This is a genomic window from Bifidobacterium tibiigranuli (assembly GCF_009371885.1).
Lineage (GTDB): Bacteria > Actinomycetota > Actinomycetes > Actinomycetales > Bifidobacteriaceae > Bifidobacterium > Bifidobacterium tibiigranuli.
On record NZ_QLZA01000015.1, the window covers coordinates 1 to 24,427 of the forward strand.

Below are 24,427 nucleotides of genomic sequence, written 5' to 3' on the forward strand. Positions count from 1 at the left end.
GCGCATCAGGCAGGGCCTGGGCTACCAGAGCCCCGACCAGCACCGGCGCTCTCACGGCCTCATGGCATAATCACACGCAAGCAACAAAAAGCATCTCCAACATTCCGTCCGCACCCCCCGTCTACTCTGTCTTGTTTACGACAAATACCCGAGATAATAGTCGTAAACAAGACAGAGTAACGCGCTGAGTGGCTGGATAGCCAAGCAGCTGGGCGGAAACTACGCCAAGGGCTTCGGGCCGGGGCTATGCAAGCGTCCGCACGGGTGTCTATAATCTGTAAGGTTCCGGTTCACGCCCGCCATTGGGGCGCGGCGACCCGGGTCCCCGTTTCATCCATAGGAGATATTATGCAGCAGGGTATTCACCCCGACTACCACGCAGTGCAGGTCACCTGCTCGTGCGGCAACACCTTTGTCACCCGCTCCACCGCCAACGGCGATCATATGACCGTTGACGTGTGCTCGAGCTGCCACCCGTTCTACACCGGCAAGCAGAAGATTCTCGACACCGGCGGCCGCGTCGCTCGCTTCGAGCGTCGCTACGGCAAGAAAGCCAAGTAGCGTTATTGCGCCAGTCCTTGCGGGTTTGAATCGTTTCGGCGGTTCGCCCGAGGACTGGCGTTTTTGTATCTGGTGGGGTGCAGACTGGCGGCGTATGCGGCAGGTAGCGGCGAGAATGCATATAGGCGATTTTGAACATATATAAAGGACAGGCATGGCAGACGAACAGTTCGCCGCGGCGCAGACCGCGCTGAAGGAATACCGCGACATCGAACAGCAGATGGGCACGGCCGAGGTGGCGGTGAACCCCGATGCGATGCGCAAGCTTGGCCGCCGCCATGCCGAACTCGGCATCATCGTTTCCGCCTATGAGCGCTACCAGCAGATTCACGACGATTTGGAAGCAGCCAAGGAGATGGCTGGCGAAGACGCGGAGTTTGCTGACGAAGCCCAACGTTTGGAGGCCGAGCTGCCCGAGGCGCAGGAGAAGCTGCGTTCGGCGCTCATTCCGCGCGACCCCGACGACGCCCGTGACACGATTATGCAGATCAAGGCTGGCACCGGCGGCGACGAAGCAGCCCTGTTCGCCGGCGACCTGCTGCGCATGTACACCCGCTACGCGGAGAAGCGCGGCTGGTCCACGACCATCCAGAGCGAGAACTCGACCGAGCTTGGCGGCGTCAAGGACGTCCAGATGGCTATCCGTGCCAAGGGCAACCCCGCGCCCGCGGACGGTGTGTGGGCGAGCCTCAAGTACGAAGGCGGCGTGCATCGCGTGCAGCGCATTCCCGTCACCGAATCGCAAGGGCGCATCCAGACCTCGGCGGCAGGCGTGATTGTGTTCCCCGAGGCCGACGATGACGATGACGAGATCGAAATCGACCCGAAGGACCTCAAAATCGACATTTTCATGAGTTCCGGTCCGGGCGGCCAGTCGGTCAACACCACGTATTCCGCCGTGCGCATGACCCATGTTCCCACCGGCATCGTGGTGAGCATGCAGGACGAGAAGTCGCAGATTCAGAACCGTGCGGCGGCGTTGCGCGTGCTCAAATCGCGGCTGCTCGCCATGAAGCACGAGCAGGAGGCCGCCGAGGCCGCCGATATGCGTCACTCGCAGGTGCGCTCGCTGGACCGTTCGGAGCGCATCCGCACCTACAACTTCCCCGAGAACCGCATCGTCGACCATCGCACGAACTACAAGGCCTACAACCTCGATCAGGTGCTTGACGGTGATATCCAAGCCGTGATCGACAGCGATATCCAAGCCGACGAGGCTACGCGGCTGGCGAGCTGAGCCGGTTGCTGGCTTGCGAACATGCCGCAAAGGAGTTGCTATGAGCCGCTGTGACGAGCCCTTTGCGGCGTCGGATGCCGCGTCGGATATGGCGGTTGGTTTGGTGCCGAAGCGCATGCCTGCTGGTCAATCCGGCGATGCCGCTCACGATTCTCACGCCTTATTCGGGCAGCTACGCGCCGCTGCCGAAACGCTGCGCACAGCTGGGGTGGATGCGCCCCAGGTTGACGCCAAGCTGCTGATGGCATGCGCGTACGGCGTGGAGCTCCACGATATCGACAAGGCGATGCTGCTTGGTCGTGAGCTGCCTGGTCGTGGGAAGCCTGATGACGCGCAGGCTGCAGGCCGTTTCAAGACCATGCTCGCTCGCCGGGCTGCTCGCGAGCCATTGCAATACATCACCGGACATGCCCCCTTCCGCTTTCTCGATCTTGCCGTCGGCCCGGGCGTGTTCATCCCCAGACCGGAAACCGAAAGCGTGGTGCAGGCCGCGCTCGATTGGCTGAGCGGGCAGGGGATTGCGCAGCCACGAATAGTCGATCTGTGCGCGGGCAGCGGGGCCATCGGGTTGTCTATCGCAACTGAGCTGCCTGGATCGCAGGTCTGGGCGGTCGAGCGTTCGCCGCAGGCGCTCGCTTGGACTCGCCGCAACCGTGACGCTATTCTGGGTGATGCTGGGTTAAGAGTTGCAAGCAGCACGACACAGAACAATCTGACGCCGGATGATGCTGCATCGGGCGACTCGAACGTTGATGACACGCCTTCAGTGGTTCGCAATCATCGGTACCACCTCATCCAGGGCGACGCGACGGATGCCACGATGCTGGCCGAACTCGACAGAACCATCGATGCTGTGGTCACGAACCCGCCATATGTGCCGCTTTCGCAGATTCCCGAGCAGCCCGAAGTGCGCGAGCATGACCCGGATATGGCGCTGTACGGCGGTTCCGACGATGGCTTGGCAATCCCGATTGCGATACTCGCCCGTTCGGCCGCGCTATTGCGACACGGCGGCCTGCTGGTGATGGAGCACGACATCTCCCAAGGCCAGCCGCTGGTCGAATGTGCTCTGCACAACGGCTTCGAAACGGCCCGCACCGGCAATGATCTGACCGGACGCCCAAGATGCCTCTTCGCGATACGCGGCTGAGTGTTTGATGACTGTGGCGGTTCTAGTACAAACGTCACTCAAAATAAGGGTTTTGCGTGACAAATGTACGAGTAGCTGGCGGTTCTGGTACTTTCGTCACGCAAATATGCCCGTTTGCGTGACGAAAGTACTAGAAGTAGTCAGCCTTCGCGCTGGGGTCGCTTGGACACGTCGCGGCGCAATGGTGCAATGGGTGGTTGATACGAGTTCAGGGAGGTTCTATGAGCGAGATTCGTGCCATCACCGACGAGTCGCTGGCGCTGGCGTCCGATATCGTGCGCCGAGGCGGGCTTGTCGTCATACCCACCGACACGGTGTACGGCGTGGCGTGCGACCCCTTCAACGCCGAGGCCATCGCTAAGATATACGGAGCCAAGCGGCGCCCGCGATACAAGGCGCTGCAGATTATTCTCTCCTCGGTTGATGAGCTGGATGGGCTCAGACTGTATTTGCCTGCGCCGCTCAACCGCCTGGCTGCCGCCTTCCTGCCCGGCGCGTTCTCGCCGATCGCGCAGGCCGATGACGGCAGCACTTTGGGCACGCTGCGCACCGAGTCGAACGGCAAGCGCACCCAGGCCATCCGCATCCCCAACTCGGCGGTCTCGCTTCGCATTCTCAAGGCTATCGGCCCGGTGGCCGCCTCAAGCGCGAACCGTTCGGGCGGCGAAAGTCCGCAGACGGCGCAGGAAGCATACGAGGCCTTGGGAAGCGACGTCGAGCTGTACCTGGACGGCGGCGCGACGCAAGGCCATATCGCCAGCACCGTCGTGGCAGCCGACCCGCAGGAGCGCGACGGCATCGCCATCATCCGCGAAGGCATGATTCCGGCAGCCGCGATTCGTGCGGCGCTGACCATCAACGGCGGGGGATTGGGCGCGTGAGAGTCTACCTGTTCATCGCGGCGGTCGCCGGCGGCGTGACCTGGCTGGTCACGCCCTTGGTGCGGCACATGTCCATCCGCGCTGGCGCGGTGGGCGAGGTGCGCGCCCGCGATGTGCACACGATTCCGACCCCGCGCATGGGCGGCGTCGGCATGCTGATCGGCTTCGCTGTGGCGTTGATGTTCGCCAGCCGTATTCCCTTCATCAGCGGCCTGTTCGTCAACTCGCATCAGCCGTGGGTCATTCTCGCCGGAGCCGTGATGATCTGCCTGCTCGGCGTCGCCGACGACCTGTGGGATCTTGATTGGATGCTCAAACTCGCCGGGCAGCTGCTCATCTCGGTGTTCGTGGCGTGGGGCGGCCTGCAGATCATCTCGCTGCCGCTGGGATCGCTGGTCACCGCATCCCCGATGATTTCGATGGCTATCACCGCGTTCCTCATTGTCGCCTCGATTAACGCTGTGAACTTCGTCGACGGCTTGGACGGACTGGCCTCGGGCATCGTAGCCATCGGCGGCATTGCCTTCGCCATATACTCGTATATCCTCGCCCGCTCCTCGCCCAACTACGCCTCGATGGCTACGCTGCTCGACGTGGCGCTGGTCGGCATCTGCGTCGGCTTCATCCTGCACAACTGGCATCCGGCGAAGCTGTTCATGGGCGACTCCGGCTCGATGCTGCTTGGCTACCTCATCACCTGCGCCTCCATCGTCATGACCGGCCATCTCGACCCGGCCTCGGTGAACACGAGCGTATATCTGCCGGCGTTCATGCCGATTCTGCTGCCGGTTCTGGTGCTCTTCCTGCCGGTGCTCGATATGATTCTGGCCATCGTGCGACGCCTGAGCAAAGGCCAGTCGCCGATGCACCCCGACCGCATGCACCTGCATCATCGCATGCTGCGCATCGGCCATTCGGTGCAGGGCGCCGTGCTGATTCTGTGGGGCTGGGCCGCGATGATCTCCTTCGGCTCGATTATGATTCTCTTCTTCCGAGTGCTCTACGTCGTCATCGGCATGATTGTGGCGAGCGTCATTCTGGCGGTGTTCACGATGCTGCCCTACGTCCTGCGCCGGCTGCCGGAATTCGAGGCTTCCCACGCCGCAGGACGCGCGCCTGAACATGCGAGATCCAGCGGCTCGGGCAGAGTTGCAAGGGATGCGGGTGACAGTGACGTTGCAATGAATGCTGCCGCCGACAGTTCCAGCACTGACAGTGCCAGCGTCAACAGTGCCGCTGCAAGAACTGCCACCGCCAAAGCCGGTTCCGATGCTGCGCGATTGACTGAGTCTGAGCCCGGTATTCGGGCTGAGACCCACGAACCCAGCGATGCGGATGCGAAGTATGTTCCCACGCCGCATAACCCCTCGCAACACGGCCCTTCCGTACGCGCATAGCTCAGACGAATTCACGCTTGCCGATTTCGTCACCCCGGCCCCATATAGTGACGATATGGCCTCAAATCCTGATATGAACACGGAATTCCCATACGCTCCCGTCCCCGCCGTTTTCGCCAAGCTCGGCTTGGCTTACGACGATGTGCTGCTGCTTCCCAACGAGACGGATGTCATCCCCTCGGAAGTGGACACCACAACCCATTTCACCCGCGAGATCACCATGAAGGTCCCGGTGCTCTCTGCCGCGATGGACACGGTCACCGAATCGGATATGGCGATCGCCATGGCCCGCAACGGCGGCATCGGCGTGCTGCATCGCAATCTCTCCATCGACGATCAGGCCGCACAGGTCGATGTCGTCAAGCGCAGCGAATCGGGCATGATAACCGATCCGCTCACCGTCAATCCTGACGTGACGCTGGCCGATCTCGACAAGCTGTGCGCGCGCTTCCACATCTCCGGCCTGCCGGTAGTCGATCGCGAAGACCGACTCGTGGGCATCATCACCAACCGCGATATGCGTTTCATCGCCTCCGAGGACTACGACCGGCTCAAGGTCAGCGACGTGATGACCAAGGAGAATCTCATCACCGGCCCAGCCGACATCACCAAGGAGGACGCTCACCAGCTCCTTGCGAAGCACAAGGTCGAGAAGCTTCCGCTGATTGACAAGAACGGCAAGCTCGCCGGCCTGATCACCGTCAAGGACTTCGTCAAAACCGAGCAGTACCCCGACGCGACCAAGGACGAGCAGGGCCGTCTGCGTGTGGCCGCGGGCGTAGGCTTCCTCGGCGACGCCTGGCAGCGTGCCTCCGCGCTGATGGAGGCCGGCGTCGATGCGCTGATCGTCGACACGGCGAACGGCGAGGCGCGACTGGCGCTCGATATGATTCGGCGCATCAAGGCCGATCCCGCCTTCAACGGCGTGCAGATCGTCGGCGGCAACATCGCCACCCGCCAAGGTGCACAGGCGATGATTGATGCTGGCGTCGACGCGGTCAAGATCGGCGTGGGGCCGGGCTCCATCTGCACCACGCGTGTGGTGGCCGGCGTGGGCGTGCCGCAGTTGACGGCCGTCTATGACGCGGCTCAGGCTTGCAAGGCGGCGGGGATTCCCTGCATCGCCGACGGCGGCATCCACTATTCCGGCGACATCGCCAAGGCGCTGGTGGCTGGCGCCAGCTGCGTCATGCTCGGCGGCGCGCTGGCCGGCTGCGAAGAGGCCCCAGGCGAGAAGGTGCTCCTGCACGGCAAGCAGTACAAGCTCTACCGCGGCATGGGGTCGCTGGGCGCGATGGCCCCGCGCGGCAAGAAATCGTATTCGAAGGACCGTTACTTCCAGGCCGACGTCACGAGCAACGACAAGGTCGTGCCCGAAGGCGTCGAAGGCGAAGTGCCATATCGCGGGCCGCTCAACGCAGTGCTCTACCAGATGGTCGGCGGATTGCACCAGTCGATGTTCTACACCGGCGCGCGCACGATTCCCGAGCTGCAGGAGAAGGGCCGCTTCATCAGGATCACCGATGCGGGCCTGCGCGAATCGCATCCGCACGACATCGTGATGACCGCCGAAGCTCCGAACTACAACGGTTTCCACAACTGAGACCGAGGCTGATACTGGGCTGATTCGTGCGTGGCAACGGTAGTGGTAACAGTATGAAACGCACGAATCCGTTCACTATCGAGTATGCAGACGGCGCTACTGGGTGTATTGCTGCGTTTTATGTGCTGAAACGCAGCAATACACCCAGTAGCGCTCAGTATTCACATGTGCGTGCGGGGCGCACGGTCGCGCTGATGCGGTAGCGTTATGGATTCGGTAGTTCGAGGAAAGGCGGCCGGCATGGCTCAAGGCAACGATGATCTGACATTCACACCCGAGGAATCGCGGATGATATGGATTGACTGCGAGATGACGGGGCTCGACATCTTCCACGACGAGCTGTGCGAGGTCTCGGTCGTGCCTACCGATTTCAATCTCAAAGTCCTCGATCAGGGCATCGACCTCGTGATTAAGCCTTCTGACGTGGCAGTCGGCCAAATGAATGATTTCGTGCGGCATATGCATACCTCCTCCGGTCTGGTGGACGAGTGGAATGCCTCCGGTCTGAGTCTGGACGAGGCGCAGCGGCAGGTCGTCGACTACGTCAAGCGCTTCCTGCCCGAGCACGGCAAGGCGCATCTGGCCGGCAATTCAGTCGGCTCCGACAAGAAGTTCCTCGACCGCTTCATGCCTGATCTCATGGCACAGCTGCACTACCGGGTGATCGACGTGAGCACGCTCAAGGAGCTGTCCCGCCGCTGGTACCCGAGTTCCTACAACAACAAGCCGGCCAAGCATGGCGGGCATCGCGCGCTGGCCGACATCATCGAATCGATTGATGAGCTGCGCTACTACCGCGAGATGTTCTTCGTGCCGTCGCCAGGCCCTGATGACGCGCAGGCCGCTGCCGGCGCCGCGCGCATCGAGACCACTAGTCTGCTGCGCGACTACGAGGCGCAGGGCCAGCCGGTCGAGGATCCGGATCACGCGCAGAAGCCTGATTACTGATCTGTAAGTTTGCATATGTCGGCGGCGCTGTGACTAGATACCGCTGAATGAATGCTGCTGAGTAAACGAATCCGAACGAATGCTGCCGAATAACGCAGCTGAACGTTGATAATTGAACCCTGATAAGAGCTGAGAGGAACGTATGAACGCTGCTGACTGGACCACGATTGCCCCGGGTCCCCACGATATCCGACTCGTCGTCGCCGACATGGACGGTACGCTGCTTGATGGCGAAAGCCGGATTCCAGAAGGCTTCTGGGAGCGTTTGGGCCGGATGGAGCAGCTTGGCGTGCGCTTCGTGCCCGCCTCCGGCCGCCAGTATGCCACGCTGACAAGCATGTTCGGTGCGGCGATGCCCGATGGCTCGTATATCGCGGAGAACGGCAACCTGGTCGTCGCAGATGGCGAGATCACCTCGGTTTCCGGGATTGAGCACGGGGCCGTCAGCCGCATCATCGACGTGGTGATGGCAAACGGGCAGACGAGCCATGCTGCTTCCGACGGCTCTAGCGCTGACGCCTCCGATTCTGCGGATGCTGCTTCCGATTCCGATGCTGCTTCCGCTTTTGACATCGGCCTCGTGCTCTGCGCAGCCGAGGGCGCCTACGTCACGCGCCATGACCCCGATTTCCTCGCCGAATGCCGCAAATACTATGCCAAGCTCACCGTCGTGGACGACCTGCACAGCATCACCGAGGATATCTTGAAGGCTGCGATCTTCGATTTCGGCCCCTCGCAGCCGATGGCGGATGCGCTGCTTTCCGGCTTCACCAAGGAGCTGCAAGTGGTCGTCTCCGGCGCGCACTGGGTCGATATCATGAATCTGGGCACCGATAAGCGCCGCGGCGTGGTGGCACTGCAGGAGCATTTTGGCATCACACCTGCGCAGACGGCCGTATTCGGCGATTATCTCAACGATCTGGAAATGCTTGACGCGGGGGAGTGGTCCTTCGCCATGAGCAACGCGCACCCCGATCTCAAGGAGGCTGCGCACTATATCGCGCCCGCGAACACCGAATACGGCGTGCTACAGGTGCTCGATCGGCTGCTGGGCTGATTCGCGCAGGTCACGTGGCGCGGCACGGATAGGTAGGGGAAATATGAAGCAGGCTGATGCGCTGGCGATTCTGAACGCCGGTGCGAACGTGTTCATCACCGGTGCGCCGGGAGTCGGCAAGACCTATGTGCTCAACCAGTTCATCGCCCATGCGCGCGCCGAGGGCGCGAACGTGGCGGTGACCGCCTCCACCGGCATCGCCTCCACGCATATCAACGGCCAGACCATCCACTCCTGGAGCGGTGTGGGGGTTTCGACCGCGCTCACGCAGAACCTCCTCAAACAGATTCGTTCGCGCCGCAAGCGCAAGATCGAAGCCACCGACGTCCTCATCATCGATGAGGTCTCGATGCTGCACGCCTGGCTTTTCGACATGGTCGATCAGGTCTGCCGGGCGCTGCGGCATAGTCCGGAACCCTTCGGCGGCTTGCAGGTCGTGCTTTCCGGCGATTTCTTCCAGCTGCCGCCAGTGAGCAGGTCGGGCAGGAACAACGACCTGATTACGCCAAGTCCGGAATTCCTCGAAGCCCGGGAGCGCTATACACGCGCCGGACGAAACCCCGAAGGCTTCATCACCGAATCGCTGGTCTGGGATGAACTCAACCCCGTCATCGCTTACCTCACCGAGCAGCATCGCCAGGACGACGGCCAGCTGCTCACCGTGCTCACCGATATCCGCGAGGGCGGGGTGTCGCAGGAGGACCATGACGTGCTGGCGGGGCGGCTGGGAACCCAGCCCCAGCCCGGCGAAGTGGCGGTTCACCTGTTCCCGGTCAACAAGCAGGCCGACAGCCTCAACGACTTGCAGTTGTCCCGCATCGCCGAGCCGACGCATGAGTATTTCGCTGAATCCGCAGGCGAGGCGCGACTGGTCAGCCGGCTCAAGAAGAACATGCTGGCCCCGGAGCATTTGGAGCTCAAAACGGGCGCGGCAGTCATGGCGCTGCGCAACGACACGGATCACCAGTATGTGAACGGTTCGATCGGCACCGTGCGCGGCTTCGCGAGCGAAGCCAAAGGCGGCTGGCCCATCGTCGAATTCGAGAACGGCAACACCGTCACCATGAAGCAGGCCTCGTGGGAGATGATGGACGGCGAAACGGTTCTGGCCTCGGTCAAGCAGGTGCCGCTGCGCTGCGCCTGGGCCATCACCATCCACAAATCCCAAGGTATGACGCTCGACCGGGCGGTTATGGATTTGCGCCGCACCTTCGCCCCTGGCATGGGCTATGTGGCGCTGTCTCGTGTCGAAAACCTCGACGGGCTGTATCTTGGCGGCATTAACGAGCGGGCGTTCCTCGTCTCTCCGGATGCGGTGTTCCTCGACGGCCAGCTGCGCGACAACTCCAAGGCGGCCAGCGCCATGCTGCGCGATGAAGGCACCGGGGCCTTCACCAAGCGTGCTGCCGGGCAGAGCGCGGGCGACGACGAATTCATGCAGGACGAGCTGTTCTAGCCGCGAGCCGGTAATTGGACAAGCGGATTGGCGGCGAAGCCGTAGTTTTGCCTGTCAGACTTTATTCGCCAGACTTCACCCGTTAAAGAAAAAATCCTGAGCAGGCGCGGCAAGGCCGAGTAGGATGGAAACTGACGATTCGAACGATTTGCGCCCTGCATCAACGACGATGCATGGATGGCAGACCGTGCGGGACAAGGAGGTTGTCATGAAGCGTTGGATGGTTATCTGCTCGGCATGCGGTGTGGCGGTGTTGTTCGCAGCGTTCCTGCTTCTGCAATCGGCACCGGTTTTTCTCATTGGCACCATCAAGCTCACCGACATATTCACCATCGTGGGCGGGCTGCTGTTCATTATCCCGATCTACATGGATTCGGTGCGGCGCAAGGATGACGCGGGTGCGGCCCATCGCGTGGTATGGAGCACTATCCCGCCGATTGGCATGATCGTCGTATGCTTCGGCATCCTCCTGCCGAACAGCCTGACGGTATTCGGCGTGGTCGAGTGGGCGGATGTGCTGTATCTGCTCGGCACGATCATGATGCTGCCGATTTTCCTCTACCCGATTCTCGACCCGCGCGCCATCGAGGTCGAGGAGCAGATCGACGAGGAAATCGCCGAAGAGCATGCCGAATCAACACAGCCAAAAAGTCGCGCTAGCTAAGTGCCGCCGCAGTTTGGCTCGCACTTTTAGTATTCAAGCGAAAAGTGCGAGCCAGAAAGGCGTTACTTGCGCACGGTGACGCTCATGCGCACCGGCGTCTCCTGCTCATAGGTATGCATCACGGTGCAGCTCTTTTCGATGTGGCGGGTGACGCGCTCCTTGAGCTTGGCCGCGTCCTCCTCGCTCAAATCGGCGTCTGTGGCGTCGACGACGACCTGCTCGCTGAAGTTGAGATAGGAATCGCTGGCGTCATCATAGGTACCGTCCGCAACGATTTTCGCGCCCTTGCCTTCGCCGAGCGCATGCTCGATTGCGAACTGGCTGGACAGCGCGCCGCACGCGGCCAGCGCCACCTTCATAAGGTCGCCGGGGGAGAACTGGCCCTTGCCCTTGCCGAATTTGATGTGCGCGCCCTCATCGCTGAATGCGTCCCACGAGCCGTCCTTGTTGCGCTCCACCCATAGCCTTTTGCCCATATCGTCCTCCTGAGGTCGTTATTTCGACGCGGTATCGCGTCTGCACAGCCCAATCTAGCGCGGCATCGCGTCATCGGGGCCGAGTCGCTTCTCAGCGAAACCGGACGCAGGGCAGTACTGAACGGCGCGCCGGAGGAATATGCCAGCCGCGAGGCGATGGCGCGCCAAGAACGGTTTCGATTAGACTGGTGCGCATGGCTTTGACACCCGAAGAACTCGCAGACATCCGCACCCGCATCCCGCAGCGCCCAAGCACCGATATCCCCATGCCCTACGAGGATCTGGTGCGCAAGATTCTCGCCGAAGGCACGCTCAAGTCGGACCGTACGGGCACGGGCACGGTTTCGCTCTTCGGCCAGCAGATGCGTTTCGATCTGAGCGAAGGATTCCCGCTGCTGACGACGAAAACCGTATTTTTCAAAGGCATCGCCTACGAGCTGCTGTGGTTCCTCAAAGGCTCGCACAACATCAAGTATCTGCTTGACCATAATGTGCATATCTGGGACGAATGGGCCGACGAGAACGGCGACCTGGGGCCGGTCTACGGTGTGCAGTGGCGCAGCTGGCCAGCTCCGACGCCGGACGACCCCAACTGCACGATCGACCAGATTGCCAATGTATTAAACCTCATCAAGACCCAGCCTGATTCGCGGCGCATGGTCGTGAGCGCCTGGAACCCGGCCGAAGTCGAGAAGATGGCGCTGCCGCCGTGCCACGCGCTATTCCAGTTCTACGTGGCCGACGGCAGGCTCTCGTGCCAGCTCTACCAGCGCTCATGCGATATGTTCCTCGGCGTGCCGTTCAACATCGCCTCCTATTCGCTGCTCACCATGATGATGGCGCAGCAGACGGGCCTGGAACCCGGCGAATTCGTATGGACCGGCGGCGACTGCCATATCTACGACAACCATATCGACCAGGTGCTTGAGCAGCTGGGCCGCGAGCCGTATCCCTACCCGCAGATGAAAATTCGTAAGGCCGACTCGCTGTTCGGCTATGATTACGAGGACTTCGAAATCGTGGGCTACCAGCATCATCCGACTATCAAGGCGCCGATTGCGGTGTGAGACGGTGTAAGGCAGCGTAAAGCAACGTAAGGCAGTGGTGCAGGGCGATATAAAACAGTGTGAGACCATATGAAATGGCGCGAGAGCATGTAAGACCGTGCGAAATGGCGCGAGCTGGCAATATGATGGTCGTTATGGTCTGAGGCAATCACTAAGCTATGACCCAGTCAATTTCCTTCCAAGGAGTGGATGAAATGGAGCATGATAGTAGCCGCAGTGGCTATCACGAACCCGAGCCCGGTATTGCCGGGCTGCATGAGCCGGAGGAGTGGGGTGACGATATCGTCAAGACCTTCTCGGTGAATCTCATCTGGGCGCAGGCGAGCGGCAACGACGGCCGCCCGGGCGCTATCGGATTCAAGGGGGCGATGCCCTGGCATTTGGCCGAGGATATGCGCCGATTCAAGGAGCTTACCGTCTCGCACCCGGTGATCATGGGCCGCAAAACGTGGGAATCCCTTGATGCGCGCTTCCGCCCGCTGCCCAACCGCGACAACTTCGTCGTGTCGGGCGACCATTCGTACCGTGCGCCGGGCGCGACCGTCGTCAGCGATCTTGAGACCGCGCTCGACCTCGCGCGGCAGGAGGCCATCCCCGACGATGGCCTGGACCGCAGCGAGATCTGGGTTATCGGCGGCGCGCAGATATATCAGGCGATGCTGCCCTTCGCCAACAAGGCCTACATCACGCAGATCGATGCGCAGGTTGACGCCGACGCCTACGCGCCGGACATGGACGCCTTAGTGCAGGCAGGCCAGTGGCATGTCGCCGAAAAGAGCGAATGGCGCACGCCGAAAAAGGCCGAAGGTTCGGTGCGGCGCTACCGCTTCCTGACCTTGGAAAAGGGAGAGCAGGGCGAGTGAGCGACGACAGCAAGCAGCAGCGCTACACCGTAACGACCGTGTGCACGGGGAATATCTGCCGTTCGCCGATGGCCGAAATCATCCTGCGCGAGCAGTTCGAAAGCGCCGGTCTCGGTGATCAGGTGGACGTCGAATCCACCGGCGTGAGCGATGAAGAGGAAAGCCATCCCATCGACCCTAGGGCTGTGCGCGTGCTGCGTCAGCGCGGCTATGCGATTCCCGCGCATCATTATGCGCACCGCATTACCCACGATGAGATTGAGCGCACTGACCTTTTCCTGCCCATGACAGCCGCGCATATGCGTTCGCTGCTGCGCCAGATTCCCAGCGGCAAGCGCTCGCAGGTGCATCTGTACCGCAGCTTCGACCCGAATCTGCCCACGCCGCCGGCGGGTCGCGAGGACAAGATCGACCTAGTCGATCCGTGGTACGGCGGTCCCAAGGATTTTGAAATCGCCATCGATCAGATTGAGGAAGTCGCGCCGTACATCGTCGATTGGGTCAAACGGCAGCTCTAGCGCCGTGCAGGTTCGCACTTTTTCGGAGCTCCCGAAAAAGTGCGAGCCATAAATATCAACACGCTATCCAATGACCATCGCGCCGAAGGGCATGAGCGCGAGTTTGGCCATTTTGAAGGACTGGATGCCGAAAGGTATGCCGATAATCGTGATCATGTTCGCGACGCCGGCCGCCACATAGCCAATGGCAAGCCACCATCCGACGAGAATGATCCAGATGATGTTCAGCAGCAGCGACCCTGCGCCGCCGTTGTATTCCACATGCTTGCCGAAGGGCGTGAGCGTCAGCCCTGCCATCTTGAAGGCCTGAACCCCCAGCGGGATACCGATGATGGTGACGCACAGAATCAGCCCGACGATCGCCCACGACGCTGCGAGCACCAGCCCGCCCAGGATAATCCACAGGATGTTGCCGAGTAGTCGCATGATATTTCGCCTATCTGATATATGGTGGCCGTCTTGCCGTTTCTTCTGATTCGACCGTACCGGATGAAAAGGACGAAGCAGACGAAACCGGCTGCGCGGCCTGCAGCGCCGCTACGGGTGCCGCAGACCGCGCAGGTCATTCAAGCATTCACCCGAATCAGGCGATGGCGTACTTGGCCGGGTCGGCGTCGAACTTGGGCAGGCAGCCGGGGCAGCAGAAATAGTAGCGCTTCCCTTCGTAATCGCGGAACAGACCCTTGGCTTCCGCCTCCTGAGGATCGACTTCCTCCGACGTCATCACCGCGCAATACACGGTTTTCGTTGTCTCAGCCATATGACTCTTCCTTCCACATTTGCCATACCGCGCGGCATCGTTATGCGTGCCGCCGGACGGACGATATGCCCGTGCGCTCCACTCTAAACGTCGGCGCGTATTTTGCCGATGCGAAAAGCGTAATCGAAGGATTGCCGAGATTAACGCATACCGATTATAGAAATATGAGCTACCCATACGACTTTTGCAAAAGCCGGGGAGTCAGGCGTAATCGACGTGGGCTATGCTACGTATCGAATCATTGTGTTGTGTCAATCGCGCTCCGATCATGGGCTGAGATCAGGGACTGAGATCAGAGACTGTGTCGCTGCGGCGATTGATTGTGGCGTGGTGATGGCGAGTCAGCAATGCGGGCAGTGCGCCCTCGCGTGCGAACGGAGGCACGGCCTGTGAAACAGGGGAAACGAAACAGGTATCTGAAGTATGCGTATTGCCAAAACGAACCGCGAGATTTCGGAACCGCCATCGAATGCGACGACGGACGATAGCAACGTCGGCAACAGCAACGACAGCAGCGCTGTCAGCACGGGCATCGTCAACAACGGCGTCGTCAGCAAGAGCAACGGCAGCGGTCCCAGCCGAGGCAAGGGCGTTTCCCGGCGTCAGGCCTACGCGATGTGGGGCCTGGGCATGGCTGGCTATGTATTTGCGATCACATGCCGTTCCTCGTTCGCGGCGTCGGGCATCGTTGCGGCGCAGCATTTCGGTGTCAGCAGCGCGGCGCTATCGTCCTTCGTGTACTTGCAGCTGCTGGTGTACGCCGCCATGCAGATTCCCGCCGGCATCCTGCTGGATTCCTACGGCGCGAAACGGCTGATTGGCGCGGGCTGCCTGCTCATGTCGGTGGGGCAGTGCCTGGTCGCGTTGAGCCCGAGCATCCCGTTCGCTGTGTTGGGCCGAGCCTTCGTCGGCGGCGGGGATGCGCTGGTGTTCATCTCGGTCATCCGACTGGTCGCCGCATGGTTTCCGCTGCGCCAGTTGCCGCTGATGAACCAGCTCACCGGACAGGTAGGCGGCGTGGGCCAGCTCATATCTCTCTATCCTTTTGCGTGGCTGCTGCATCTTGCCGGCTGGGAGCGCGCCTTTCTGCTCGTGGCCGCGATCGGGGTGGTGATAGCCATCGGCGTGATCATGGGCGTGCACGACACTCCGCAATGGCGCAGCGGTTCTCGCGCCCGGAAGCGCGGAAGTTTCGCGGCGGGGTGGCGGAACCTGCTCGGCGCGCTCAAGTCGCCGGCGACATGGTGCGGATTCTGGATACATTCCGCAACCTGGTTCCCCAGCAACATGCTCAATCAGCTGTGGGGTGTTCCTTTCCTCATCACGGTCGAGCATTTCTCGCCCGGACGGGCCAGCTCGTACCTGGCCGTCGGCATGGTGCTCAACGTGGTCTGGGCCATCGTGCTCGGGCGATTGGCGGGCATTCATCCGCTCTATGGCAGGGCGGTTATGGTATACATTTCCGTGGGTTCGCAGATCTTGCTGTGGACGCTGATTCTGTTGATTCCGGGGCCGCATAACGCCATTTTGCTGGGATTGCTGATCGTCGCGTTGGCGAGTGGCGGGCCATGCGCGAATATCGCTTTGGATTTCGCCCGCGACGGCAATACTATCAACAGCATCGGCTCGGCCACCGGATTTGCCAACACCGGCGGTTTCATCTCCTCGGCCATCGTGCTGCTGGGCGTCGGCGCGTTGCTCGACATGCAAGGTGCCTCCGACCCGAGCGCCTATACGAGCCACGCCATGCGCGTCGCCACGCTCATACAGTATCCGGTCTGGGCCATCGGCCTGATCGGGTTCAGCATTACCTTGCCTGCCGCGCTGCGTAAGATACGCCAGCGATTCGTAACCCTGCATGAGGTGTGATGGGATGTGGTTTGAATGACTGTGCCCACCCTCTATTAGTGAATGTGGCCCCTTTACGGCCCTTTTCCATGATTCCGGCATGGTATCACACGCCGAGCAGAGAAACGCGAAACCTCCTCAGCCCGGTATTTCTAAGGCTTGAAGAGGTTTTATGTGGTGGCTCCGAGCGGCATCGATCCGCTGACCTAGCGATTTTCAGTCGCTCGCTCTACCAACTGAGCTACAGAGCCATGAATAATCAAAAACCCGGCCGTACCGGGTCTTCAATCATCCCAGCGACCCCGGCCGGACTTGAACCGGTGACCTCCGCCGTGACAGGGCGGCGCTCTAACCAACTGAGCTACGGGGCCGTGGCTTGCCCTTTCAAGCAGCCGAGTAGCTATACTACTCAGATATCAATCCAGCGCAAGTGCCGGTGTGTCTTCGCGTGTCACCTTGCCGCAAGAGTTACGACGATGCGTCGTAACCCTTGATTTTGCAACGTTCAGAGGTGCTGCGACGACCTAAGGTCCGGTCTGCCGCGTCCTATCGCAGGTTTTGCAAATCGACGATGCTCCACTCGATGTCTTGCGAAACAGTACCGCTCCATGCAGTTTCGGTTGCGTTGCCGTAGGAGCCGCCGGTGTTCTGATTTTCCTGATCGGCGTTGTCGCAGGTGTCGTCACCGGGAATGCACGAACTGCCGCCATCGGGTACGTAATAGTTGTCAATGTTGTTGGCAACCATGACGATGGCAATCAGCACGCCAATCGCCATCACTGTGCTGATTGCGCCTACGACGATGCCGGCAATCGACATGCCCTTGCTTTTCTCCCCGCTTCTGTTGATTTGCACGAGAGCGATGATGGAGAGCACTAGCCCTACTGGCGCGAAAACGAAGGACATGACGAACCCGGCGATGCACAAGGCGTTCCAGGGCTGTTCGATTGGCGGGTAATACACGCCCTGCGGCGGGTAAGGCTGCCCGGGCACATAACCATTGCGCTGCGGGGGAGCTTGCGTGTATGGCGCATAGCCGCTTTGCTGATTGCCGCCCTGCCCCTGCTGGGCGTAGGGGTTTTGCGGCGGATAAGGAGTCTGATTCGGGTATGGGGTCTGTGAATACGGGGTTTGCGGAGACGGGGTCTGCGCATAACCGTTCTGCTGAAGGCTCGGCTGCTGCTGCCCTGATTGTGGCGCGGCGTTGGGATTCGGCATGTTGGGATTCTGCTGGCCGGAATCGGGGCCAGAAGGCTGCTGGGGCGTTGGAGTTGGGTTGTAACCGGTCATGCTTCGAGTCTACGCGCCACGCATGAAACGCGCCGAGCGCCTGAGCTCTGATTGCGGGTTCTTCTTGCCTGGGCTTGTCTGAGCGAGTGTCTGCCATGCGGTTGCGGACAGCTTGCGGATGGCTTGCGGAGCCTGTTTAGCGCTTACGCATTGCGTTATTTGCCTGTGTGCGTGGCTACGATCTTCTTTTTGCGAATTTACTAAGCAGATTTAAAGAAATTGTGCCACCGCGCGGTCCTTGGTATCTGTGCACTGATGCTCAGAATCCGCGGTATTACGCCAAAGTGTCGAACGCTGAAAGTGTCGTCTACTTTGCGAAGTGCCTAATAGACGAAAAAAGTGCTTAATAGATGATATTTAGTGAGTGGAGATAACGGATGGCTGCATTTGCATGCTGGCGTAGGTGTTTATTAAGCACTTTTTTCGTCTATTAAGCACGTGGTGAAAGTACCGGCCAGCTGCGCTTTTGTGAGATCGTTGCAATTTCACCATTTCGCATCGGTTGGCAATGTGGTGGAAAGCCCCGCTTGGGCGATTTCTCCTGTCAATGTGCTTAATAGATTTATTCGTGGTTGTTTCGGGTGGGTATCCGTGCGAATAAGGCAGCTATTACGGGCAGTTGTCGCAGGCAATGAGGTGGCTTTGTCGTTATGTGCATGCGAATAGAGCTGAATGCGGCACTAATGATGGTGTCCCCACGCAGGCGAACTGCGTGGGGACACCATCATTAGTTTCAGCCGCGAAGGCCAGTCAAAGCGCTTGCGGGAGCTCAGCTTTCCTGCGACCAGTGCTCCACGTCGATGTGATGCTCCGGATTGGCCTGCCACGCGTCCCATGCGGACTGCACGATGTCATGCACGCCGTACTGCGCGTGCCAGCCCATCTCCTCGTTGATGCGCTTGGGCGAGCCGATCAGGTGCGGCGGGTCGCCGGCGCGGCGTGGCTTGATAGCTTCCTTGAACGGCAGGCCAGTGACATTGCGCAGTTCGTCGACGATTTGACGTACCGAAGTGCCCTCGCCCGTGCCGACGTTGAAGGCGTCGTACTTGCGTTCGTCGCGCTCAAGATAGTGCAGCGCGGCGATGTGCGCGTCGGCCAGATCGGCGACATGGATGTAGTCGCGCACGCAGGTGCCGTCCTCGGTGGGGTAGTCGTCGCCGAAGATGGCCGGTGCCTTGCCTTGGCTGAGCTTGTCGAGCAGCATCGGGATGAGGTTCAGGATTGCGGGATCCTCAAGCTCGACCGGGCCGCAGCCGGCCACATTGAAGTAGCGCAGCGCGCAGAAGCGGATGCCGTAGCGCTCCTCGCAGGCGCGGGCCATCCACTCGCCGAAGAGCTTGGTCTGGCCGTACGGGTTGATCGGCAGCATCGGCACCACGTCCTCGGGCACCACGTCGACCGGCGGAACGCCGTAGGTCGCGGCTGAGGAGGAGAACACGAGTTTCTTCACATCCGCTCCGACCATGCCGGTGAGCACATTGAGCATGCCGTTCAGATTCTGCTGGTAGTACCACAGCGGCTTCTCCACGGACTCGCCCACCTGCTTGCGCGCGGCGAAATGGATGACCGCGTCGACCTCTTCGTCGCGCAGAATCTGTGCGAGGCGCTCGCCGGCCTCAGGAGCTGCGATATCCATGCCGTATAGGCGCGCGCCTTCGATGCGCGTCGGCTTGCCGTAGCTCAAATCGTCAACTACGACGACTTTCTGCCCCGCCTCATGGAGCGCATGGACGACGTGCGCGCCGATGTAGCCGCACCCGCCGGTAACGAGAACTGTCATGTCTGACCTTCCTTGATGATAAGTAATGACAATGCCCGATACTACCGAATATTATCGAGATTGTTCGCTTATGAACTATTTTGTTACTTTATGTACACTTTGACTATAGCACGAACGCACGAATGCGCAAAAGCCAATCCAACCGTAGCCCCGCTCTTGGATTGAGCGGCCATTGCCATTTTTGGGCAGAGCTGGTGTTGGGACATCGGTACTTTGGGACTCTGTCTTGAATGTGACGTTAGCCGAGGTCTGGTGTCATGTTCAAGACAGAGTGCGTAGAACCATGTCTTGAACATGACAATTGGTGGGAGCAAGTGTCGTATTCAAGACAGAGTTGCCGGGAGTTGCCCCTTTCGCGACGCTAACTGTCGGTTAGCGTCGCGAAAGGGGCATCATCGGGAAGGCAATACCCCTTTCGCGACGGTGAAGCGTGGATTAGCGGCGCAAAAAGGGGCATGACTTATCTGCGCGGTACGTTTATGCGGCACCATCTACGCAGAGCCTTTTCGTGGCGCGTAAATGGTCGCTAAAACCGCATTGCCAAGAAGCTCGCTCCACCGCTTCCTCTATAAATGGACGGTATGAGTGAATCGGGAATGGGCGGCGAATCCAGCATGGTGAACGCATCGAATGGCGTGGCGGGTGCAAGCGGTGCGAATGACGCTGCCGACGGTGCGGAAACCGGGCTTGACGGCGCAGCCAGCGCGTTGGAGCGCATTGGATCAACGACCGCAGACGGAACGGCACAGCGCTTCCCGGCCCGTCCGGTGCTGTCCTTCGTGCGCCGCTCGGGGCGACTTGACGACCGCCTGCAACGGGCGTGGGACCGTTATCATGACCGCTACCTGCTTGATGTCAACCAGGCTCCCGGCTCGCTGTCGGTACGCGAAGGACTGCGCATCGATGAGAATTTTGTGCGCGATAATTGGGGCAATGCGCATCCGCTGATTGTTGAAATCGGCACCGGGCAGGGCGAGAACGTCGTCGCTGCGGCGCAGGGGAATCCGGAGACCAATTTCCTCGCGCTTGAGGTCTACGATCCCGGCGTGGCGCACACGATGCTGCTCGCGGGCAAGCGCGATCTAGCCAATCTGCGTATTGCCCAAGTCAATGCCCCGGAGTTCTTTGCGGCGGCGGACGATGGCTTGATTGGCGAGGTCTGGACTTTTTTCCCTGATCCCTGGCCCAAGATGCGCCACCACAAGCGTCGCATCGTGCAGGATGAGCTGGCTGCGCAGATTCATCGCACGCTGGTGGCCGGTGGCGTGTGGCGCATCGCCACCGACATCGAGGACTACGCGCTGCACGTGCACGAGGTCATGGATAATCGTGTCGATTTCGAAAACCTAGGCGGCGCTACGGTCAGTCTGCCGCTCGAACACGTCGGCAAGGGAAACGCCGGCGAAGCCCTGAGCCTGCCGCATGCCGAATTCGCCGAGTCGCCGAGATTCGAGGGCCGTGTGCTGACCAACTTCGAGAAGAAAGGCATCACAGCAGGCCGCATAATCCATGATTTCGCGTATCGTGCTGTGTGATGAGTAGAGGCGTTACGGTCGGATGTCAAAGTAAAAAATGTCTGGGTTTACAGAGAGGGATATAGATATGTTCAAGAGTAATTGGCGGGACTTGCCATCAATTACAGCCATAGGTACTCATTCTCGGCGGAAGGGCACATGTTCCGTGCCTGCAAAGTACCCCCTGAGAGAGTCGAACTCTCGTTGTCAGATTGAAAGTCTGGCAATTAGTTGATTCCGTTGGAATACCGCCATTCCTTATTTCAAGCCATTCTATGGCCTATTATCCCTACTCGCTATTGGCATTACATCGTGCTAGAATGGCTGATGAAAGCTCATAAACACATGTCCTCTAAACCCAGCTAAGACCCACGTGGGTTTAACGTGGGTTTAGACACCATTCGAACCGTTGAGAGAGTAAGCATCATGGCACGTAAAAGCCCCACAGTCACCTATACGGCGGGTGGGCGGACTCGAACTCGCTCGGAACGACGTCACGTCTTCGGCACCGTCGAGCAACTCCCCTCAGGCAACTACAGGGCCGTTTACACGGGGACTGATGGACATCGATACAAGTCGAAAGTATTCGACGTGCGGGATGACGCGGAACGCTACCGAGCGAAGACCGAAGCGGAGGTGAGAGCGGGGACATGGCAGCCACCGGCAACCATCGACGCCACGATATTCAAAGACTATGCAGCCACGTGGGTGCAGCAGCACCGAACAGGCAGGGGGAAACCACTGGCACCGAGGACGAAAGCCGAGGACACTCGCATGCTTGGGCATGGTCTGAGTTATTTCGACGGGTATGCGCTCGCCACGATCACACCCGCATTGGTGCGTAAATGGCATGCCAAGAGATGCAAGGAGGCCGGGGCCACGAGCGCGGGCAACGAGGCACGCGTGCTGAAGTCGATCCTCTCCCAAGCGCTCAAGGACGGCACCATCAAACGCAATCCGGTGGCGGGTGAACTCACTCACTCCATCACCGGTGTGGAGCATCACGCCCCCACGGCGACTCAAGTTGCGGAGATCATCGACAATGTGGAACCCAAGTGGCGTGCCGCACTCTATATCGCGGCCTATGGCGGTCTACGGGCCGGTGAATTATCCGCATTGCAGCGTCGTGACGTCAGTATCAGCGGCGGTCGTGTCACTATCAGCGTATCGAAGCAGGCCCAGTATGTTAACGGCAAGTGGGTTACGAAAGCGCCCAAGAGCGCCGAGGGAGTACGCACGTTGACGCTACCCGAATGGCTGACGCCTATCGTCAGCGGGCATCTTGACACGTATGTGGACAAGTTCCCGCTCTCGAAACTGTTCAGCCCGGCTCGCGGCGACGGCTACGTGTCCACCGCCACGTGGGGCCGCATACTGCACAAGGCGATGAAGAGTGCGGGTATCACCACCCCGATGCACTGGCATGACCTACGTCATTTCTTCGGTAGTGCTCTCGCCGCCCGTGGCGTGGGCATCAAACAGTTACAGGGTGCTCTGGGGCATGCGACGGCACGAGCGTCACTGATCTATTTGGAGCCGGTGAACGGCATGTCAGCCGATGTGGCAGACCTCATGCCGAAACCATCCGATTCGGAAACCAAGACGGTGCCATTCCCGACACAGGAAAGGAAACAAGCATAATGAGCAGGTATCACATTCCAGAGGCGGACAGGCGCATGCTGAACCTGTCTGAAGCGCAGATACGGGACATTGAGCGTACGTGCAGCCAGTACCCCGTCAGCGAGCATCACCCGGTGGACCTCGTGGTGGTCACGTGCGGGAACCGTCGTAACGGGCGCGTGTGCGGCAATGCGATTGATGTATTCGTGAGAGAATCTGATTCCAGGCGCTTTCAACGCGCTGGTGACGGCAGTGAACGCGCTCTGCATCATGACACGCATTTTCTCGATGGACGTTCGGCGGACGAACGGCGTCGGATATTGCATGATGGTTCACGTCTTCAGCTTGCACTTGGGGCGCTGCCGACCGCTCCGCTTGATGGGGTGACATTCCAGTGTGCTGCATGCGGTAAGACGTGGACTATGCGCATTGGCAAGCTGATACTTAAGGTGAGGAAATTCGCGGACGGGTTGGAGAAGATGCCGGTATCCCAGTGGGCGGATGGAGAGGACTTGCATTTCAGGGACTACGCGCCCGGTGACAGGTCCCGAGGCGCATACCCACTCATCTCGATGTACTTTCTTACCGAGAATTAATCTCCTTGACATTCACTAATGAGCTACTATACTAATATGTAATCCATCTGTGAGTGATGGGAAAATCCACGTTGGCGTCGCAGTAGGACGTAGTGAGTGGATGGCATAAGCATACCGTTTATGCCATTCCCTCCTATAAAACGGGATTAATCATGGCAATAGCCAACCCACTACTTAATTTCACAGATCTTTCGTCCGTTTTGAGCGTCACACGCCCAACCCTCAAGCGTTACGTGGCAACCGGATTACTTAAGCCGGTTAAACTCGGCGTGGTTCGCCCCGGACGCATCAGGGACAATCGCCCAGTTCGATTCCGTATCGAAGATATCGCATCGTTCGCGCATCTAACCGTAGACCAAGTGGACGCCGCCGTCACCGCTGCTAAGGCGGTAGGGAAATGATAAAGCCCGCAACTCTTTCGAATCACAGGCCTACAACACCTTCAAGTATAGACGCAGTGTGTGATGTTCTCAATGTCACCATTGATTATCTGCTTGAAACCGCCTATGGACCTGCTCGTCTTACTGTCTCCGATAAGCAGATGGAGCTGGCCCGACGGTTGGCGCTCGCAGTATTCGCCTCATATGTTCAGCATACGCGGGTGAGTTTCACTCTCGACCGTGCGGACCTGCCCAGCGTGGCTATGGCACATACGGCGCTGCTGCTATCCAAGTCGTGGACTATGAGTGTCGGGGAGGTTACTCCATGCGGTTCGCTTAATCTACAGGCCGACGCCATCGACAGGAAGATTGCCCGGCGTGTGGCCTTCTCTCCGTATCCGTCTCGTGATCTGTCGGACTGTGGGTACATGCGCGCCCGCGTGGAGCATGTCGCCACGTTGGTAGGCCCATATCCGTCCGGTGGGGAATTGTATCGCGCTCTCGGTGCCATGGCTGGCGGGGACTTCGCATACTCAGCGGAACGCCTCGCGGTTGGAGGCGCGCGATGAATGGATATATCACTACGAACGCGCTCAGAGTGCGTCTCATCAATCTGACAGGTAACCGTGATTTTGAGCATGTTCTCGACGAGATTATCACGCAATTGCTCGCAGAGGCCGCTATCGATCGGTTCGAGCGTGAACTGGAAGCCGGTGAGCATCATGAATAACGAGTTTTTTGAAGCCCGCCCGGTTCTGCGA

The 24,427-nt window shown here is 59.9% G+C and carries 22 protein-coding genes, 2 tRNA genes and 1 pseudogene; 18 read left to right on the plus strand and 7 right to left on the minus strand.

Annotation, left to right across the window (positions count from 1 at the left end; genetic code table 11):
* Positions 1–348 precede the first annotated feature (348 nt).
* The 10 genes and pseudogenes from rpmE to DDF78_RS11285 all read left to right on the plus strand — a co-directional run bounded on the left by rpmE (position 349) and on the right by DDF78_RS11285 (position 10,954).
* Positions 349–561, plus strand: a complete 213-nt coding sequence (gene rpmE / locus DDF78_RS11240) for a 50S ribosomal protein L31 (RefSeq protein ID WP_152581018.1) — start codon at positions 349–351, stop codon at positions 559–561.
* Positions 562–715: 154 nt separating this feature from the next.
* Positions 716–1,798 (plus strand): peptide chain release factor 1, encoded by a 1,083-nt coding sequence (gene prfA, locus DDF78_RS11245; protein ID WP_152581019.1) that lies wholly within the window; start codon positions 716–718, stop codon positions 1,796–1,798.
* A gap of 115 nt (positions 1,799–1,913) precedes the next feature.
* On the plus strand, positions 1,914–2,948 hold the full coding sequence (locus DDF78_RS11250) for a N5-glutamine methyltransferase family protein (protein ID WP_152581144.1): 1,035 nt from the start codon (positions 1,914–1,916) through the stop codon (positions 2,946–2,948).
* Between the two features lie 221 nt (positions 2,949–3,169).
* A complete protein-coding gene (locus DDF78_RS11255; RefSeq protein WP_152581020.1) occupies positions 3,170–3,829 on the plus strand; it encodes an L-threonylcarbamoyladenylate synthase in 660 nt (219 codons plus the stop codon).
* Positions 3,826–4,926 (plus strand): annotated as a pseudogene (locus DDF78_RS11260) (MraY family glycosyltransferase); the annotation flags it as partial. The gene DDF78_RS11255 and the pseudogene DDF78_RS11260, both read left to right, overlap by 4 nt.
* Before the next feature lie 355 nt (positions 4,927–5,281).
* Complete coding sequence (gene guaB, locus DDF78_RS11265) at positions 5,282–6,829, plus strand: IMP dehydrogenase (protein ID WP_152581022.1); 1,548 nt, start codon at positions 5,282–5,284, stop codon at positions 6,827–6,829.
* Between the two features lie 240 nt (positions 6,830–7,069).
* Entirely contained in the window at positions 7,070–7,777 is a 708-nt protein-coding gene (orn, locus tag DDF78_RS11270) for an oligoribonuclease (protein WP_152581023.1), read from the plus strand.
* A gap of 142 nt (positions 7,778–7,919) precedes the next feature.
* A complete protein-coding gene (locus DDF78_RS11275; protein WP_152581024.1) occupies positions 7,920–8,834 on the plus strand; it encodes a Cof-type HAD-IIB family hydrolase in 915 nt (304 codons plus the stop codon).
* Positions 8,835–8,877: 43 nt separating this feature from the next.
* Positions 8,878–10,290, plus strand: coding sequence for a PIF1 family DEAD/DEAH box helicase (locus tag DDF78_RS11280; protein ID WP_152581025.1), 1,413 nt, complete (start codon positions 8,878–8,880; stop codon positions 10,288–10,290).
* 208 nt (positions 10,291–10,498) lie between these two features.
* A complete protein-coding gene (locus DDF78_RS11285; protein ID WP_152581026.1) occupies positions 10,499–10,954 on the plus strand; it encodes a permease in 456 nt (151 codons plus the stop codon).
* Between the two features lie 62 nt (positions 10,955–11,016).
* On the opposite strand, the gene DDF78_RS11290 is transcribed toward DDF78_RS11285, so the two are convergent.
* Complete coding sequence (locus DDF78_RS11290) at positions 11,017–11,430, minus strand: OsmC family protein (protein ID WP_152581027.1); 414 nt, start codon at positions 11,428–11,430, stop codon at positions 11,017–11,019.
* A gap of 266 nt (positions 11,431–11,696) precedes the next feature.
* On the opposite strand from DDF78_RS11290, the gene DDF78_RS11295 reads away from it, so the two are divergent.
* The 3 genes from DDF78_RS11295 to DDF78_RS11305 all read left to right on the plus strand — a co-directional run bounded on the left by DDF78_RS11295 (position 11,697) and on the right by DDF78_RS11305 (position 13,878).
* Positions 11,697–12,497: a thymidylate synthase gene (locus tag DDF78_RS11295; RefSeq protein WP_237564669.1), complete on the plus strand. Its 801-nt coding sequence runs from the start codon at positions 11,697–11,699 to the stop codon at positions 12,495–12,497.
* A 194-nt stretch (positions 12,498–12,691) separates the two neighbouring features.
* On the plus strand, positions 12,692–13,360 hold the full coding sequence (locus DDF78_RS11300; RefSeq protein ID WP_152581145.1) for a dihydrofolate reductase: 669 nt from the start codon (positions 12,692–12,694) through the stop codon (positions 13,358–13,360).
* The gene (locus DDF78_RS11305) at positions 13,357–13,878 is read left to right on the plus strand and encodes a low molecular weight protein-tyrosine-phosphatase (protein WP_272869825.1); all 522 of its coding nucleotides are present in this window, start codon (positions 13,357–13,359) and stop codon (positions 13,876–13,878) included. Before DDF78_RS11300 ends, DDF78_RS11305 begins: the two co-directional genes overlap by 4 nt.
* Positions 13,879–13,941: 63 nt before the next feature.
* Here the strand turns inward: DDF78_RS11305 and DDF78_RS11310 are convergent, their stop codons facing one another.
* Both DDF78_RS11310 and DDF78_RS11315 read right to left on the minus strand, forming a co-directional pair.
* Positions 13,942–14,304 (minus strand): YccF domain-containing protein, encoded by a 363-nt coding sequence (locus DDF78_RS11310; RefSeq protein ID WP_152581030.1) that lies wholly within the window; start codon positions 14,302–14,304, stop codon positions 13,942–13,944.
* A gap of 157 nt (positions 14,305–14,461) precedes the next feature.
* Positions 14,462–14,638, minus strand: a complete 177-nt coding sequence (locus DDF78_RS11315; protein WP_152581031.1) for a YHS domain-containing protein — start codon at positions 14,636–14,638, stop codon at positions 14,462–14,464.
* 423 nt (positions 14,639–15,061) lie between these two features.
* Here DDF78_RS11315 and DDF78_RS11320 point away from each other — a divergent pair, with 423 nt between their 5' ends.
* A complete protein-coding gene (locus tag DDF78_RS11320; RefSeq protein ID WP_152581032.1) occupies positions 15,062–16,507 on the plus strand; it encodes an MFS transporter in 1,446 nt (481 codons plus the stop codon).
* Positions 16,508–16,661: 154 nt separating this feature from the next.
* Here the strand turns inward: DDF78_RS11320 and DDF78_RS11325 are convergent.
* The 4 genes from DDF78_RS11325 to galE all read right to left on the minus strand — a co-directional run bounded on the left by DDF78_RS11325 (position 16,662) and on the right by galE (position 19,556).
* Positions 16,662–16,737, minus strand: a tRNA-Phe gene (locus DDF78_RS11325).
* A gap of 46 nt (positions 16,738–16,783) precedes the next feature.
* Positions 16,784–16,857: transfer RNA gene (locus DDF78_RS11330), tRNA-Asp, on the minus strand.
* Positions 16,858–17,032: 175 nt separating this feature from the next.
* Positions 17,033–17,776, minus strand: a complete 744-nt coding sequence (locus DDF78_RS11335; protein WP_237564667.1) for a DUF4190 domain-containing protein — start codon at positions 17,774–17,776, stop codon at positions 17,033–17,035.
* Positions 17,777–18,545: 769 nt separating this feature from the next.
* Positions 18,546–19,556, minus strand: coding sequence for a UDP-glucose 4-epimerase GalE (gene galE / locus DDF78_RS11340; protein ID WP_152581033.1), 1,011 nt, complete (start codon positions 19,554–19,556; stop codon positions 18,546–18,548).
* A 614-nt stretch (positions 19,557–20,170) separates the two neighbouring features.
* Here galE and trmB point away from each other — a divergent pair.
* From trmB to DDF78_RS11780, 4 genes are all read left to right on the plus strand, one after another.
* Complete coding sequence (gene trmB, locus DDF78_RS11345; protein WP_152581147.1) at positions 20,171–21,091, plus strand: tRNA (guanosine(46)-N7)-methyltransferase TrmB; 921 nt, start codon at positions 20,171–20,173, stop codon at positions 21,089–21,091.
* Positions 21,092–21,496: 405 nt separating this feature from the next.
* The gene (locus tag DDF78_RS11350; RefSeq protein WP_152581034.1) at positions 21,497–22,711 is read left to right on the plus strand and encodes a tyrosine-type recombinase/integrase; all 1,215 of its coding nucleotides are present in this window, start codon (positions 21,497–21,499) and stop codon (positions 22,709–22,711) included.
* Between the two features lie 727 nt (positions 22,712–23,438).
* A complete protein-coding gene (locus DDF78_RS11355; protein WP_152581035.1) occupies positions 23,439–23,687 on the plus strand; it encodes a helix-turn-helix domain-containing protein in 249 nt (82 codons plus the stop codon).
* 544 nt (positions 23,688–24,231) lie between these two features.
* Positions 24,232–24,396 (plus strand): hypothetical protein, encoded by a 165-nt coding sequence (locus DDF78_RS11780; protein ID WP_154677515.1) that lies wholly within the window; start codon positions 24,232–24,234, stop codon positions 24,394–24,396.
* Positions 24,397–24,427 lie beyond the last annotated feature (31 nt).

Bases quoted from the DNA above. Each gene is read 5' to 3' on its own strand.
- DDF78_RS11255 (WP_152581020.1), top strand. From the start codon at position 3,170: ATGAGCGAGATTCGTGCCATCACCGACGAGTCGCTGGCGCTGGCGTCC.
- DDF78_RS11320 (WP_152581032.1), top strand. From the start codon at position 15,062: ATGCGTATTGCCAAAACGAACCGCGAGATTTCGGAACCGCCATCGAAT.
- galE (WP_152581033.1), bottom strand. From the start codon at position 19,556: ATGACAGTTCTCGTTACCGGCGGGTGCGGCTACATCGGCGCGCACGTC.
- DDF78_RS11250 (WP_152581144.1), top strand. From the start codon at position 1,914: ATGCCTGCTGGTCAATCCGGCGATGCCGCTCACGATTCTCACGCCTTA.
- DDF78_RS11285 (WP_152581026.1), top strand. From the start codon at position 10,499: ATGAAGCGTTGGATGGTTATCTGCTCGGCATGCGGTGTGGCGGTGTTG.
- rpmE (WP_152581018.1), top strand. From the start codon at position 349: ATGCAGCAGGGTATTCACCCCGACTACCACGCAGTGCAGGTCACCTGC.
- DDF78_RS11780 (WP_154677515.1), top strand. From the start codon at position 24,232: ATGAATGGATATATCACTACGAACGCGCTCAGAGTGCGTCTCATCAAT.
- DDF78_RS11290 (WP_152581027.1), bottom strand. From the start codon at position 11,430: ATGGGCAAAAGGCTATGGGTGGAGCGCAACAAGGACGGCTCGTGGGAC.
- orn (WP_152581023.1), top strand. From the start codon at position 7,070: ATGGCTCAAGGCAACGATGATCTGACATTCACACCCGAGGAATCGCGG.
- DDF78_RS11350 (WP_152581034.1), top strand. From the start codon at position 21,497: ATGGCACGTAAAAGCCCCACAGTCACCTATACGGCGGGTGGGCGGACT.
- prfA (WP_152581019.1), top strand. From the start codon at position 716: ATGGCAGACGAACAGTTCGCCGCGGCGCAGACCGCGCTGAAGGAATAC.
- DDF78_RS11275 (WP_152581024.1), top strand. From the start codon at position 7,920: ATGAACGCTGCTGACTGGACCACGATTGCCCCGGGTCCCCACGATATC.
- DDF78_RS11335 (WP_237564667.1), bottom strand. From the start codon at position 17,776: ATGACCGGTTACAACCCAACTCCAACGCCCCAGCAGCCTTCTGGCCCC.
- DDF78_RS11315 (WP_152581031.1), bottom strand. From the start codon at position 14,638: ATGGCTGAGACAACGAAAACCGTGTATTGCGCGGTGATGACGTCGGAG.
- guaB (WP_152581022.1), top strand. From the start codon at position 5,282: ATGGCCTCAAATCCTGATATGAACACGGAATTCCCATACGCTCCCGTC.
- DDF78_RS11280 (WP_152581025.1), top strand. From the start codon at position 8,878: ATGAAGCAGGCTGATGCGCTGGCGATTCTGAACGCCGGTGCGAACGTG.
- trmB (WP_152581147.1), top strand. From the start codon at position 20,171: ATGGTGAACGCATCGAATGGCGTGGCGGGTGCAAGCGGTGCGAATGAC.
- DDF78_RS11295 (WP_237564669.1), top strand. From the start codon at position 11,697: ATGCCCTACGAGGATCTGGTGCGCAAGATTCTCGCCGAAGGCACGCTC.
- DDF78_RS11300 (WP_152581145.1), top strand. From the start codon at position 12,692: ATGGAGCATGATAGTAGCCGCAGTGGCTATCACGAACCCGAGCCCGGT.
- DDF78_RS11355 (WP_152581035.1), top strand. From the start codon at position 23,439: ATGGCAATAGCCAACCCACTACTTAATTTCACAGATCTTTCGTCCGTT.
- DDF78_RS11310 (WP_152581030.1), bottom strand. From the start codon at position 14,304: ATGCGACTACTCGGCAACATCCTGTGGATTATCCTGGGCGGGCTGGTG.